Annotated in this window: 14 protein-coding genes; 2 read left to right on the top strand and 12 right to left on the bottom strand. The window is 43.3% G+C overall.

The genetic code is table 11. The annotated features are described in order from the left end of the window. Positions 1-9 precede the first annotated feature (9 nt). From pilP to pilM, 5 genes are all read right to left on the bottom strand, one after another. The gene (gene pilP, locus AC0IWZ_RS23180; RefSeq protein WP_471679331.1) at positions 10-612 is read right to left on the bottom strand and encodes a type IV pilus biogenesis protein PilP; all 603 of its coding nucleotides are present in this window, start codon (positions 610-612) and stop codon (positions 10-12) included. Further along, the gene (pilO2, locus tag AC0IWZ_RS23185; RefSeq protein WP_471679332.1) at positions 596-2,110 is read right to left on the bottom strand and encodes a type 4b pilus protein PilO2; all 1,515 of its coding nucleotides are present in this window, start codon (positions 2,108-2,110) and stop codon (positions 596-598) included. Before pilO2 ends, pilP begins: the two co-directional genes overlap by 17 nt. Before the next feature lie 7 nt (positions 2,111-2,117). Next, positions 2,118-3,860, bottom strand: coding sequence for a PilN family type IVB pilus formation outer membrane protein (gene pilN / locus AC0IWZ_RS23190; RefSeq protein ID WP_471679333.1), 1,743 nt, complete (start codon positions 3,858-3,860; stop codon positions 2,118-2,120). After that, positions 3,853-5,064: a toxin co-regulated pilus biosynthesis Q family protein gene (locus tag AC0IWZ_RS23195; protein WP_471679334.1), complete on the bottom strand. Its 1,212-nt coding sequence runs from the start codon at positions 5,062-5,064 to the stop codon at positions 3,853-3,855. The genes pilN and AC0IWZ_RS23195 overlap by 8 nt, the downstream gene beginning before the upstream one ends. Positions 5,065-5,152: 88 nt before the next feature. After that, positions 5,153-5,614 (bottom strand): type IV pilus biogenesis protein PilM, encoded by a 462-nt coding sequence (pilM, locus tag AC0IWZ_RS23200; RefSeq protein WP_471679335.1) that lies wholly within the window; start codon positions 5,612-5,614, stop codon positions 5,153-5,155. 86 nt (positions 5,615-5,700) lie between these two features. On the opposite strand from pilM, the gene AC0IWZ_RS23205 reads away from it, so the two are divergent. Together AC0IWZ_RS23205 and AC0IWZ_RS23210 are read left to right on the top strand one after the other, a co-directional pair. Continuing rightward, positions 5,701-6,174 (top strand): lytic transglycosylase domain-containing protein, encoded by a 474-nt coding sequence (locus AC0IWZ_RS23205; RefSeq protein WP_471679336.1) that lies wholly within the window; start codon positions 5,701-5,703, stop codon positions 6,172-6,174. Continuing rightward, positions 6,171-6,851 (top strand): prepilin peptidase, encoded by a 681-nt coding sequence (locus AC0IWZ_RS23210; protein WP_471679337.1) that lies wholly within the window; start codon positions 6,171-6,173, stop codon positions 6,849-6,851. The genes AC0IWZ_RS23205 and AC0IWZ_RS23210 overlap by 4 nt, the downstream gene beginning before the upstream one ends. A gap of 1 nt (position 6,852) precedes the next feature. On the opposite strand, the gene AC0IWZ_RS23215 is transcribed toward AC0IWZ_RS23210, so the two are convergent. The 7 genes from AC0IWZ_RS23215 to AC0IWZ_RS23245 are packed head-to-tail and all read right to left on the bottom strand — an operon-like array spanning position 6,853 to position 13,813. Next, positions 6,853-8,448 (bottom strand): hypothetical protein, encoded by a 1,596-nt coding sequence (locus AC0IWZ_RS23215; RefSeq protein ID WP_471679338.1) that lies wholly within the window; start codon positions 8,446-8,448, stop codon positions 6,853-6,855. 8 nt (positions 8,449-8,456) lie between these two features. Continuing rightward, positions 8,457-9,581, bottom strand: coding sequence for a M23 family metallopeptidase (locus AC0IWZ_RS23220; RefSeq protein ID WP_471679339.1), 1,125 nt, complete (start codon positions 9,579-9,581; stop codon positions 8,457-8,459). Further along, positions 9,581-10,723 carry a hypothetical protein gene (locus AC0IWZ_RS23225; RefSeq protein ID WP_471679340.1) on the bottom strand — a complete coding sequence of 381 codons (1,143 nt, stop codon included), beginning with the start codon at positions 10,721-10,723 and terminating at the stop codon, positions 9,581-9,583. Before AC0IWZ_RS23225 ends, AC0IWZ_RS23220 begins: the two co-directional genes overlap by 1 nt. A gap of 9 nt (positions 10,724-10,732) precedes the next feature. After that, positions 10,733-11,869: a hypothetical protein gene (locus tag AC0IWZ_RS23230; protein WP_471679341.1), complete on the bottom strand. Its 1,137-nt coding sequence runs from the start codon at positions 11,867-11,869 to the stop codon at positions 10,733-10,735. Positions 11,870-11,871: 2 nt separating this feature from the next. Next, on the bottom strand, positions 11,872-12,615 hold the full coding sequence (locus tag AC0IWZ_RS23235; RefSeq protein WP_471679342.1) for a hypothetical protein: 744 nt from the start codon (positions 12,613-12,615) through the stop codon (positions 11,872-11,874). Between the two features lie 9 nt (positions 12,616-12,624). Beyond that, the gene (locus AC0IWZ_RS23240) at positions 12,625-13,338 is read right to left on the bottom strand and encodes a hypothetical protein (protein WP_471679343.1); all 714 of its coding nucleotides are present in this window, start codon (positions 13,336-13,338) and stop codon (positions 12,625-12,627) included. A gap of 1 nt (position 13,339) precedes the next feature. Further along, entirely contained in the window at positions 13,340-13,813 is a 474-nt protein-coding gene (locus AC0IWZ_RS23245; RefSeq protein WP_471679344.1) for a type IVB secretion system protein IcmW, read from the bottom strand. Between the last annotated feature and the right edge of the window lie 41 nt (positions 13,814-13,854).

Raw genomic sequence — 13,854 nt, forward strand, 5'->3', positions numbered from 1 at the left:
TATTTTTCCTCAAGAACCTACGCTGTAGGTTTTCCCATTTTTTATGACCAGAACTTTGCTAACCGAGATACTTTTCACCATAAAACCTTCGGGAATTGAATCACCGGAGCTGGCCTCAACAGTCACGCCTCCATGCATTCTCAGTGAAGCCTGTAATCGGCCATTTGAGCCATACACGCCCAATAAAACCGGCAGATAAATTGGTTCTTCAACTTCTTTTTCTTTCTTTTTTTCAGCCGGTGCAGATGGCGCAACAGGCATTGCCTGAACAAGCGGATTCATAACACCCTGTTGTGTGTTGTTACTGGAAGACTCGCTAAAATCACCCTTTTTGGCTTTTGCCAATTGCCAGGCAGTTCTTACTTTCTCCAGTTCCGCTTTTAAAATCATTGTTTCGCCGGTTATTTTGGCAAGATCACTTAGCGGTGGAACGCCATTTAACTGCGTGTTTACTGCCGTTGCAGGAGTATCATTGTTCACCTCACTGACAACTGGAGGAGGCAAATTTACGCCATCTGGTTTATCCAGGTAACTTGAAGTAGGTTGCTCTGCAAAAATGGAAAACGAAAGAAGCAAACCTGTCACTAAACTAATTTTATTGATGCTTAACATATATTTTCCCCGTTAATTTCCATTTTGTATCTTTGATATTTGTTGTATCCATTGAAATACTTTCTAAACGGATCACTGGAACATTGAAATTCGCAAAAACATCAATCGGCATAGCTGGAGTTTCCATACCAAAGTCGATAGTGTCCCAGGGTGCTTGTTGTGGGACATTATCATTCGTCTGACCAGGTAAAGGAGGAATGACCTGGGCAACCACGGGTTTAACTTCATACGTTATCGCTAAGCGCTGGAATAACGATGTAAGTTCTCCCAACGCTGTCAAAGAGTCGATGACTTCTTCATTACCAGCCGGTGGCATTTCGTTATCCAATCCAAAAGAACCGCTGTTACCATCGACCTCTATTAAAGGTTCAATGGCAAACATTTTCTTTACCCCTGCACGAAAATCATTAACAGTTGTTCCCTGTTGTCGTGAATAAGCAACAGCAAGCATTTTTTCTTTGCAAACGGCATTGGTTAGAGGCCAGCCACCAATATTTATAGGAATATTCATCATTTTGGCATTGCAGACCTCCAGGAATGTTGCAAGTGAAGGTTGCGTGACCCACGGTTTCACCAGGTCAGTCTGGCTTATATTTAATCCCGTTTTCTTTCTAATAAGTTCGGCTTGTTCGTCAGCAATACGTTTGTTTTCTACTGCTATTCGCAAGTCTTCTTTTTCTTGCATCATTTTAGTATATGACGACCACCCCAAATAGGCCGACACTGCTATTGCGAGAAATAAAAGCAGAACTATTTCACGATTTGACAGACCAAAGGTAAGAGGCTTTAGACGATAATCACTTTTTATCTGGTCAACTAACAGTACACTTTCTAAATCAAGTGATTCTCCAGAGAGCTTGAATTTAGATGGTGCAAATATCCATTTAAATTCACTGTTACCACCGTGAAAAAGTGAAATAACCTTATTCGCTTCCAATAAGATTTTATCAAAAGACCCTACACGGTCAGTTTGAGGAATGATTGTGCCATTCAATGTCGCCAACATATAGTAGACACTATCATCATTGTTATCATCAAATACATCAACAGCATCTACATCTTTGCTGTTTTTACTTTTTCTCTTTTTAATATTTTTTTTATCTAGTTCCAGTATTACCATCCAGCATCGACCTTGCTGATTATCTTTAACAAGATAATCAGGTTTTTCACTGAGAAACATTTCAGGATTAGATTCGATGATGCCTGTGACTGTAGAAGCCATACTGAACATTTCTTTTGTCACACCGAGGCTCTTTTTGACATACCCCGCTTGAACCTGGTCTGGATGTTCACGAATAGACACAATATCCAGTTCGTTAAGACGCCCAAATGCCCTGGCTTCCTTCATCTTCGCTCGGGGATTATCAATTTTCTTCCATAGCAATCCCGTAACAAACTTTTTGCCTTTAAATTCGATCACACAAACATTGCTGGAATCACTATACCTTTTGTTATGCGTGACTTCTTTTTTCTTGAATAAATCTAATAATGTAATCATGTCACACCTACTCTATAACTGGAGTAATAATGACTACGAGGACATCTTTGTTACTTGCTCGGCTTCGTGAACCACCAAATCCCCACCATGAGGCATCACCGGCACCGGCTTTATTGCCATTATCAGCCGTTTGTTCAAATCCACTTAATACCAGTGTTTCGCCGCTATGTAATTTCACACGCTGGCTAAATACCCGGCTATCCACTTCTGGCATTTCAATTTGCGCCGACTCATCCCCGAGTTTTCGGATCTGTAACAGTGAACTGAGATTAATATTGTACTGGAGCAAGATATCCCGAGAATCATCCAGGATTGATGGCAGTAATGTCATATTAAAACCAGTCGTAACCGTACCCGGTGTTAAACTAGTTTCAGAACCAACGTTTGCAGTTTGTGTCGTCGTGCGCTGTGCCAGATAACTCGTTTGCCGTGCCACCTGGACCGGGGCAGGCTGCAGATTTAGTGTCGTAACCGATGGGCTAGTGACAACAGACACTTTACCTTGTTCGGAAAGTGCTTTGATTACTGCCGTGGTGCCATTGAATTTATCACCCGGATCGTTAATTGAAATAGAGCCTGTCGTCAGATTTGTAGCTACATCAGCAAAATTGTTGACGACATTCAGACCCAATTTACCCTGCAAGGACTGATATACCAGGTCCATGTTAAGGCTTAGTTCATCCGTATCTTTCAGCGAGACGGATAACACCTTAACGTTGAAAATAATCTGCTTGGTAATTTTTTTGTTAGTGCTTTTTAGATAGCCACGAATACGCTCAAGAACCTGCGGTGTATCCGTCACTGTTACACTGCCTGTGGACGGAGATAGGGATAAGCGGCCTACACCAGGAGTAAGCATAGATTGCAGGCTTGCCTTAATGTCTGCAATCAGGTCATTTTTCATACTAACAGAAGTTGAGGTATTAGTGCCGGAATCCCCGCCTAAACTGCTAGATGACCCTCCACCTGATTGGCCTGCGGAACCTGATGTTGTCGATGTACCTGCTTTTACAGTCGTTGAGGTATCTGTGACTGATGGCATTGCGGCAATTGAAAACGTTTCAGTATCAAGATATGAAATGACAACACCCTGGCCCTGCTCATATCGCCAGGATAAGCCCAACATAGCTGTAACTCTATCCAGCAGACCTTTTAGCGACCCCACATATGTCAGTGTAAATTGTCGTGAACTTCCTCCATCGCTACCCACATAGGATGTTGACATCTGACCGGCACCCGAACCCGGTACTGATGGAAGATTAACGCTGCTCGGTACACCGACAGTCGCCGGATCACCAATAATCGGAGCCGGTGGAGGTGGTATTGAACCCATACTCATCGGGGCAGGCGTAGAGTTTGAACTCCCCTCACCCGCGCTAAATGCAGCGATAGCATCGCTACTCAGCCTGACAGGGATATTACATTTTGATGTTATGGTACGGACGAAATCAAACAGCGTAACCGGAACTTTCGGGGCGTAAGTAATGTTGCAGGTCAGTGCCTGCGGGATTTGTTCAGATGCTGGGATCAATACAGGATTTGTATCAACCCACTCCCCTTTATTAATTGAAAATGAATTATCGTCTACAGATCGCTTATTCTGCAAACCGTTCATATAACTAGTAGCATCTTTACTATTATTCTCAACACGATCCAACGTGTCGTTAATTTTTTTATAAGCGCATGATGTAGCCATTGATGCACATAGCAGCATTGAAATTGTGCGAGAAATTAATTTTACTTTATGCATCGTTGTCTTTCCCTTTAGATGTCACATACATTAAACGCTGCTCTGGGTACGCTTTAACCTGGAATGGATATTTGGCTTTGTCATAAAGGGAAAACGCTTTTTTCATCGCATCCATAAAACCAACATCCCCTGTATCTTTCCCATTAACAGTGAATGGCGCAGTAATGTTGTAGTCTTTATCTGTCTGCCAGATTAAACGCCAGCCTTGTTTATCAGACCACTGCTGTACCGTGCTTTTCAGTGTGCTACCAACCTGAGCGCTCCAGCTCGACATAATGATGGGCTGTACATTCACAACAGGCGTAGGAGTAGAACCCGACAATGGAAGAACAGGAGTAACTGGAGCTGTCTTAGCGGCTGTTGTCGCCACAGTTTTATGAGTTTTATCAACTTCAAATGGGGATGTCGGCGTTAACGCCGTCGAAGGCATTGTGTTTGCCAGCGCTACCGGTACAACCGGTTTTATATTTGAAATTGATTTATCATCATTTTTTCTCTCACTGACGTACAACGTACCGCCGTTGACATCAATCACTGCTTTTAAACCATAACCATCAAGGGTTTTATCCAGGGCATTGACCCAGATAACTCCCTTGCTCCATGAAACAGGTTTATTTCCCGCTGCCCGAGCAACGGATGGGTATATCGCAACTAAATATTTTCCTGCTGCCAGAGTTTCAATGCCTCTCTGTAATTTCTTTTCATTACCGGAATAGGGCATTATGGTAAATATGTCTGCGGTAGGCTGACCAATAAAGGTAACATTATTAAATGATTTAATGAGTTTATTGATGTCGTCGTTATTTAAGACCACCGTTTTATTCAAGGTCACAGGTTTACTTGCTGTTGTTGTCCCTAATGAATTAGTAGTCATACTGCTGGCATGTTGTGTAGACACACCTGCGGTATTTTGTGCAAGTAGCATTGGTTGTGAAACGGCAACTGAGCGTGAGGACAATAAGCCTCCACTACCAGACGTATTCGTCACAGGTACTTTAACCATGCGGTACTGCACACCATTTTCAATAAAAATAGAATCCGGCATTCTTGTATTTTGAGTTGATGGTGAGGTACGAATTAGGCTTGAAGAATCACCCTTATATTCATAACTATTAACCACATCAAAACCAGCAAAGGAATTTTCGATACTAATAAAATTTACCGTAGTTAACGCCACTGCGAGAGCAATGAATTTAATATTCATGCCTGTTCCTCACTGAAACAAATATAATTGAATGACTTTTTTTATATTAATTCGGACGTAATATAAATACAAGTAGATACAAAGAATATTACCCATTAATTACATAAACAATATTCCCATCATTAAAAATAGCCGGTAAAGTGAATGAAGAATCCACTGTGCCAAATCGAGTTAATTTCCCACTCCTCACAGTGCCAACATTAAACGATTTATTGGTGTTATCACTCAGCTCCCTTTCCAGAGTGGCCGGGCAATACGAGTTACAGTAAACATAGGCTTTTCCAGCACTAAAATAATTCACTATTCTGGAATCTCTTTTTAGCCAGGCTGGCGTATTTAATGCAGCATCACTGATGTTTCCGCTCGCAGTAGGATGTGCAACCAGGTAGGTTTGTACCAAGTTACTGTAAGCAATCATTTGTGCCGCTAGACTACTAACTACCAGTGCTTCTGATGCATTATTACTTTGTCTGCTGTTTTCATCGCCCTGAATTCCAGATAATGAAAAAACCAACATAATGAGAGAAAAGATATAAATTCCATAATTCATTTAATTTACCCTTGAAATATTAATTCTGATAAAATATAAAATAACCCTGCCTTAATTTATAATCAAACTGATTAACGAGGTACTTTGTGGACTTACCACCAAAGCTAAGTGATTTTGAGATAACTCAGTTAAATCAACTTCAACCTTGCATACTTTCTGCATCTCAACGATACAAAGTTAACACGGAAATACTTAATGCCATTGTACTTACAGAAGGAACCCGACCAGGGCAAGTGTTGAAAAATACAAATGGCAGCACAGATATGAGTGTAATGGGTATCAACTCTATACACCTAAAATCACTTGTCGAATATAATATTGATAAATCCATTTTACTGGATCACCCTTGCGTTAATGTCATGATCGGTGCATGGCTGATGAAACAAAAGCTTGTTGAAGTAAATAATAATGATCCATCTCAGTTATGGAAAGCGATAGGGAATTATCATTCACGCACTCCAAAGTTTAATCAAATTTATCAAAAACTGGTCTGGCGGAACATGCTCAGATTACGCACTTATTACAAACAAACGGTTTACTCATTTGAGGGCGATAAATGATTTCCCTGGCATTAATTATTATCTTCGTACCGATATTAGCATTGGCATCAGTTATGGCTGGAGTTAAATACCCACTGATACTGATTAAAAATCACAAAATATCTTGCGTTGATTTTTTAAATACGCCCCTACCAACGGATGTAAAAACGGACATCAGTTGGCAAACTATATGCCTGATCATGATTTGCACAATGGGCATAAACATCAGTTACTTTTTTATCTACCCCACTCTTCATGATGGGTTCATTTATTCCGTTTTTTCAACATTATGTATCTCATTGATTATCTGTGATTTTAGACACAATTTACTCCCCGAACAACTTACCGTTCTGATGATAGTTACGGGATTAATTTACGCTCTATCTGATTACTATCCTTCAACACTTGAGGGAGCAATTAGAGCGGGGTTAACAGCAATCGCGATCATGATGACTCCTGCAGTTCTACTCAGGATTATCAAAAAAACGGAAGCAATGGGAACGGGCGATTATTATTTCGTGGCAGGCATTGCGCTATGGCTGGGCAACGAGAAAGTTTATCAGTTTGCTGTCATGTCCCTTGTAATCACATTTGGAACCTTTATTTACATGCGTAAAAAACAGATCCCGCTGGGCGTGGGTATGGGATTATCGGCAATCCTTTGCACAATAATCCCTCAACCCTTCATTACACTGTGAATCACATCGACGGGCTTAACTGTTCCTCTTTTCTGCCCGTCAGTGAAGCAATAAACCCTTTCAGCTTCTCCATCATTACCTGGATCATTTCACGCAATTTTTCAAACTGAGTCACGCCGTTCTCATCAATAACCGGTGACTCAGCAGCACTGGCCTCCATTTTTTCCCTGGATTCGTCCAGGACCGTTTTCAGCACTTCGCGCTCGTCTTCATTATCTGTGCGTTCATGACGTTCTGACACAGCAGTGTAACTGTCTCGCCAGTCATCCATTGCCTGCGTGGAACGCTCAACCGCATCCCGTAATTCTGGCGTGGTATCTAGAGCATCCTGGACCTCTACGTAAATATCACTCAAATCAGGATCATGCGGTAATGACTGAATCACTTCATCAACACTAATCCCTCGGGCAAGCGCGATATCGTCCAGTTTTCCTCGGACAGTATGCATAACAGGCTCACGCCATATGGCATTGATGCATTCGTGATATTCAGCCCCGTAAGCTTCCAGTTCACCAAGCAGATGATCTGTCACAGAAGAAGCCTGTGTTACCCCCTCTTCGCCCACGGTGTTATCAGGCGCTACAGTGGTGGCTACAGGTTCACCAGGTGCCGCGCTCGCCGCTGCGCGGCGTGAGCTGAAACTGTTGATACTACCTCCAAATGCTTTGAGTAAGTTTCCACCCTCGCGCAAAAGTGTTCCCCCCAGAACCATCCCACCCGAAAGGACACTACCAACACCTTCAATGACATGTGCGCCACCTTGCATAAGATCGGGTTTAGAACTGTTCGCATTGGTAACTGGCTGACCGGGCGCACCATGCATCATTGCACTTTGGTGTTGTTGTGTATAAGCGCCCTGGTGTTGATACCCAAATTCTGGCTGTTCGTTATGTGGAATTTCATATTGATTTGATTGCAAAACATCAGGTTGTTCGGGAGTATTTTCGTTCACTTTACCCGAGCCAAGTTTGTTTACGATATCATTCATAACGTCGTCAAATTCAGTCGCTAAACGATCACGTTCAGTCTCTGATAATTCTTCTTCTGACGTTGATTCAATCTCTTCTGACACGTTCTCAAAAGGGTTATTCTTAATGGCATTGTCCGGTGTTTCGTTATTTTCCAGTGCTACCGTATTGTCCACTGTTTCGGTATTGTCATGAGTACCGGCATTTTCCAGTGTTTCAGCCATCAGAGAACTGATATCAACTCGCTGCACATTCTCATCAAATGCCACTGAAATAGGTGATACGCTGTGTAATTCGGAAGCGCTCATCTGGATCTGACGTGAATAGATTTTTATCGTACTTTCACCATTTTCCAGATTTTGAACCAGGCTCTGATATTCAGCGAACACTTTCGATGCGCTTCGATAAGCCGGAATTTCTTCACCATAGGCAACCCGAGTTTCATCGACGAGAAAATAGGCATCAACATCGGCAAGATTATCCGGTGTAGCCATATCTATCTCTTCTGGAATCGGCTCCACTACAGGTAAATCTACTTGAGAGTTCAGGTCTTCTGCATCGGCCAATTTGATATGGCCAGCACAACCAAAATCAGGCAATTTATCTAAACTATCTTCATCGTAATTCATATTGACCCCTATTTAATTTGTACAACAGCACTGTTGGCTGCAGCATTAACTGCATTTAATTCGACCTGGGCTTTTACTGCTTTTGCTTTAATACTCGTGTATGTCGCTAAGAGTGCTTCAATTCGCTCTTTTTTCCGTGCAATAGCCACATCCATATAGTTTTCAAGTCCAACCGCACGTACATAATCGACCATCAGCGCTCGCTGTGATGCACTGGCCAGTTCATTATTCCAGTTGCTGTCGGTGAACCTTCTGAATGCCTCTGTCTCCAGCATTTCATTAGCTGACATCGTGCTGTACTCACCAATCGGCGCATCTGGCAAACTACCAAATGCGCCAGTGTCTCCAACTAAATCCTCCAGGCTTTTACCTTCTTCATTTGCCTGTGCCGCATCAGCGTTGGCTGCTGCGACCTGCACATCATCCACTCCTGCGGTATCTGGCCTCACACCATTTTCAGGCACACTGCCAAACAAGATTGCATACTGTGCTTTCGTATCAGCACCTAGCACTGCAGCATCAGCCGGGTGTCCATCCTGGATTGGATACGTATCGCAAAAAAATGGCGAGGGATCAGTTTTGTAACCAATGCCACTCTGAAATTTAGTGGTATTAGACAAAGAGGCTGGATTAAAAGAACGGTTTAACATCTGGGGATTAAAAGCTTTCGCTTTTGCATCATTTTTATTAGATGTGCCATAGGTAAAATGAAGGTGTTTTGTCATGCTGGTTGTTGGGGTATTACCGGACACACCAATTTGCGCACCGGCTTTAATTTGCTGCCCCACTTTTACGGTAATTCCAGACAAATGATAAAACGCAACGATGTCGCCATTATCACGTTTCATTAAAATGGCATTACCGGCGCTACCACGCGCACCGGAATACACGACAGTGGCATCCGTTGGAGCATAAACAGGGACACTTAGCCCGGACGTTGAAAAATCCAGACCATCATGCATATGGGGATTCTTGTTTGCTGACCCGAAGTTTGCATCACCGCCGCCACGCGCCTTTCCAAATCGCCCGGATACGACTTCTTTAGACGTGGGAGATACCATGCACGTAGCGGCTATAACTTGATGTACAGGCAACAGTGTTGCCATCAAGATAAACCATGAATAGCCTTTCATCACTGTACCGCCGAACGTGCTGAGTTAGCCTCGGCCTGACGGGCATTCTGATCATTACCCGCGCCAATTGTATTAGACAGCTCCGTAGCAGTAAGCGTGGCTAACTGTGCCTCCATTGTTTCGTATTGCTTATACAGCTTGGCTTTTAAAGCCAAATTAAGCGCCTTTACTTTAAGCGCTTCAATCATTACTCCGCGTTCGTTCTGTATGGCCAGAGTCTTCGACCAGTTTTGATATTCATCAGAATTACCGAAATAACGTGATACCTGTTTTGCGTACAGCACAGAAAGTGGCACTTCTTTACCTGACTCCATCCCATCGATACCCGATGTTTCCACCTGGATCTCTTTAAGTGCTGCCAGTGCCGGTGAAACCAGTGCATCTTTCCGTGTCTTAGCCAGAACATAAGATTGTGACTGTGCGCTTCCTGCTGCCTTCTCAGGTACAGGTTGATCCGGTATTCCTGCGATATTATTAATAAAGTCTACTTTTGCCTGATACGCGGCTTCACCTTCCATCGCCGGTTCAAACAACGTAGTGACCCGTGTATCAGCTCCAGGCTGGCTTCCTGTCGTCTCACACAGACCGGACTCCACTTCATCAGCAGTACAGTACGTTTTATGCGATTCAATCTGGTTTTTTTTGGCTTCTTCGCGGATTTGATATTTACCCGGTGCCGCCTGGATTTCAGAACGAACTCGCTCCGCTGCCTCACCCTGCATATCGGCATTTCTTGTCGCAATAACTGCACGCTCTGCGCTGATTAAACAGGGCTGATAACCCTGACCAAATTCGCCACCATATTCAAAACGTGCATTTTTCACACGCTCAGTCTGCGAAATTGTCTGCATACCCTGGGCAAGCATTCTGCCTGAATTCACCTGACTTTCAGCAACCTGATTTGCCGTCAATGCTTTTTGTTTTGTCAAAATAGCCAGTGCAGAACTCAGACGCTGGCTATCCGTTTGCAACATTGCGGAAAGTGAGGCATCAACACCAACCAATGCGGCTTTTATTGAGCTATACGCGGCTGAGAACGCCGGAATAACCATTTGTTCCTGATACTGAGGGGGACAGTATGCATAGCCCATAAAAGAGGCCGTCATAAGGCTTAAACCTATCGCCAGGCGCTGTCTTTTCATGGTTCCACCTTATTTAATTTGCTTGATAGCATTAACACGCATTAAATCATCGGCCTGACGATCAATAAGTGCCTGCGTAGGGGCAATCGCAGCCATTTGGAGGGCAGCAAGATTGGCTATCAGTCGTTGATTCTGCAGATAACTGCGATAGTTGATCCAGGCATCCATCCCCTCCATTTTTGCCCCTTCGACCAACAAACCTCGCGGTGCCTGATGCGTCAAAGACTCAGCCCATTTTGCTGCTTCTTTACCCCCGAAATATGCGTTTACACGCGCCTGCAGCATTTCATTTGGTGACTGATTATCAAATTCTGGCGAACGCGTATTTGCGGTACTGATGGCATTAAGTGAGTGAGAAGGAACACTCATAAGCGCATCTTTACGCATTTTTGAAAGTCCATAGGACTGCCCGGCTGTAGTGCGACCAGCACTTTTAGATATGGCTCCATCCGGTTCACCCAGGACATTTTGTATAAACGCATCACGACCTTGTGATGCCAAAGAGTTTTGGTCAGTTGATGTAAACAGCAACGCACCATTACTGTCCCCACCAGGTAGTTCGGAACGACTGCAAATACCCGCTTTAGCTTCGGATTCAGTACAGAATTTCTGACGATGATCATCCAGGCGCTTATTCATGGCATCAACGCGATTAACCAGTTTTCCCGGAGCATTATCCGCTCGATTCATTGCCTGAACGGTTTTACTTGTGCTGTCGCTAAACACCTTGTCCAGGCTTTTATTTTTCGCCAGTGTGCCGCACGGATCGAAACCTTGACCTGTCGCGCCTGAATAGTTAATCCAGGCTTCTGTTACCTGGTTATTCGTGTTTTGAGCCGTTTGAGCGTTAAGAAATTGAGCTGCTGACTGCGTTACTGAGTCAGATACAATGCTACCGGCCAGAGCTTCTTGCTTAGTGGCCACCGCCACACTTGATAATAAAAGCTCAAAAGTTGTCTGCATTTCTGCACCAAACGATGAACCAAAACCTGCAATATCCGCATTAACAGAAGTAACAAGTTGAGTAAGTTGGGTTTTAGTCCAAAGTTCTGCTGGGCCACCGCCATATAACGCCGCATAAATGGTACTGGAACCCAACAGGCCACATAGACCCAACGCAACTTTCGTTTTTCTTTTAAGTACCATCTCTACTCCTTAATTTCAGGCAAGCGCCGGTCAGTGACCTGACCAACGATGGCTGTAGCAATGAGGGAGTTAATTGAAGCCGTTTTAAGCTGGTTCATTGCTGCAGTTCTGCAAGATTCAGAATGACACTCCGTTGCCACACTCATGGTTTGATCGGTAATCATCCCTGCATAGGCGTAACCCGCCAATTCAGCATCAGGTGCCAGAGTTTTCGCACTTGAAAACCCCGAATAATCGGCATCCCACCCCTGCATCCCGTTGGCTTTTAACTGACAAAAACCTGCTTTGCTTTCTCCAACGGTGCAGTATTCGGACTTGTGAGTCTCGATTAGGCGCTGACTACCTTCCAGCGCACCGCTGTAGCGATCGTTGACGTAATTCTGAATAAGAATCTGCTGGCTTTGATTCGCAACCTGACGCGCCTGCAAGTTATATCCTGTCTGTAAAACCGCCTGGCACGAATTACTTTGAGGCTGACCAAAGTGGGGATCAAACGACACTACGGCATCAATAAGTCGATTCGACATATTGATAGTGCTCATGGCATCAGAGAGAGTTTTGTAAGTATTTACACGGGCTTCTGCCGCCTGATTAGCACTTACGCTTGTTTGCTTAGTTACTACACTCATCGCAGAAGATATCGTTTGTTTAACGGATTCCAGCGTCACCGTTGAAACCCAAGTACCAGCATGAGCGGAAGAAGCCACAATAGATAAAGAGATGAATAACACGTTGAATTTATTCATAATAAACCTTTATTTAAAAAGACTTCCGACACTCTGGAGATAATTATCCCCGGAGTCCGAACTGGACTGGCTCTCAGATTTACTGTCGCTGGCACTGTTGGACACAGAAGGAAGAGAGAAGGAAGTTGGCGAAGCGGAACGCTCAGCAAGCGTATTATTCTTTGAATTAAATGGATTTACGTTGATGTTGTAGCTAGTTGAATTACTGCCGTGATAACCAGACCCAAGCGAAGGATCAAGCTTGCTCATTTCTCCTGATAGTGCATTGTCAATACTGTCGTATTTCTTCACATTATCAATGGCGCTATTAATTGGTGACGTGACCATCCCTGAAATTTGGTCTACCGCTGAACACGCTTTTTTGGCAGCATATTTTTCAACAGCACTTTGTGCCGAGGCCATAATTGACCCAATTGAAGGAATAGCAAACGAGAGGTCAAACATGTTGCTAACCCCAGAAAAGCAATCGCTACTCACATTAAATAACGATTCAACATTTGGTGTAGCCGAAGCGATATCTGTGTGTGCAGCAATGGCTTGTTTGATGGCATAACCAATTGTGCCAGGAGTCTCCCCCTGCGCACAAGCTGCAGCCTCCTGCTTGAGACTGCTGTCCATAGCAGAGGCTTGTTCTGTAACACCTGTTGTTGCAGAAATGGAATAAAACGGCATAATTACACCGCCAAAAATAATTAATTTAATTATTTTTTTTAATTCTGACATATCACGCCCTTAACAGAAGTCTGAAAATCCGTTGGTAAACCGGTTCGGAATAAATCACATCCAGTAACCGCGCCCTGTCCATAACATCAAATCGTTGTTTAATAATATCTGGAGGTAAATTATCGCCCTGAAAATAAGCTTGTGTAAGCTCAGCGATTTTCAACTCTAGCGCATCAAGTAATTGAGGGTACTTTTCCGATATTTCATTGACCAGATACAAACAGCGAGATGTTGTAATACTGGACAAAATAAACAACACTTTATCCACTTCAATATGAAGACCTTTACCATATAAATTAAATAAATCTTCAATTTCAGCAATAACACTTAAATCTGAGGAGTTTTTTTCAAAATCTACAGTCCATACATCTGCAGAGTCCAGTTTATCAATAAAATGCTGTATCTTTCCATCAAGACTACGATCTAAAAAAAATTTAGATATATAGCTTCTTGATAAATCCACATTGGAAGTCATGAAATTAATCCTAAAAATAAATACCTCAGCATTGCACTGAG

This window comes from Buttiauxella sp. AC142 (genome assembly GCF_979253435.1).

What these genes read in the sequence shown, in the direction of transcription:
- AC0IWZ_RS23215 (WP_471679338.1), bottom strand. Translation starts at nt 8,448, where the DNA reads ATGAATTACGATGAAGATAGTTTAGATAAATTGCCTGATTTTGGTTGT.
- AC0IWZ_RS23245 (WP_471679344.1), bottom strand. Translation starts at nt 13,813, where the DNA reads ATGACTTCCAATGTGGATTTATCAAGAAGCTATATATCTAAATTTTTT.
- pilP (WP_471679331.1), bottom strand. Translation starts at nt 612, where the DNA reads ATGTTAAGCATCAATAAAATTAGTTTAGTGACAGGTTTGCTTCTTTCG.
- AC0IWZ_RS23240 (WP_471679343.1), bottom strand. Translation starts at nt 13,338, where the DNA reads ATGTCAGAATTAAAAAAAATAATTAAATTAATTATTTTTGGCGGTGTA.
- AC0IWZ_RS23235 (WP_471679342.1), bottom strand. Translation starts at nt 12,615, where the DNA reads ATGAATAAATTCAACGTGTTATTCATCTCTTTATCTATTGTGGCTTCT.
- AC0IWZ_RS23195 (WP_471679334.1), bottom strand. Translation starts at nt 5,064, where the DNA reads ATGAATATTAAATTCATTGCTCTCGCAGTGGCGTTAACTACGGTAAAT.
- AC0IWZ_RS23225 (WP_471679340.1), bottom strand. Translation starts at nt 10,723, where the DNA reads ATGAAAAGACAGCGCCTGGCGATAGGTTTAAGCCTTATGACGGCCTCT.
- AC0IWZ_RS23220 (WP_471679339.1), bottom strand. Translation starts at nt 9,581, where the DNA reads ATGAAAGGCTATTCATGGTTTATCTTGATGGCAACACTGTTGCCTGTA.
- AC0IWZ_RS23230 (WP_471679341.1), bottom strand. Translation starts at nt 11,869, where the DNA reads ATGGTACTTAAAAGAAAAACGAAAGTTGCGTTGGGTCTATGTGGCCTG.
- pilO2 (WP_471679332.1), bottom strand. Translation starts at nt 2,110, where the DNA reads ATGATTACATTATTAGATTTATTCAAGAAAAAAGAAGTCACGCATAAC.
- pilM (WP_471679335.1), bottom strand. Translation starts at nt 5,614, where the DNA reads ATGAATTATGGAATTTATATCTTTTCTCTCATTATGTTGGTTTTTTCA.
- pilN (WP_471679333.1), bottom strand. Translation starts at nt 3,860, where the DNA reads ATGCATAAAGTAAAATTAATTTCTCGCACAATTTCAATGCTGCTATGT.
- AC0IWZ_RS23210 (WP_471679337.1), top strand. Translation starts at nt 6,171, where the DNA reads ATGATTTCCCTGGCATTAATTATTATCTTCGTACCGATATTAGCATTG.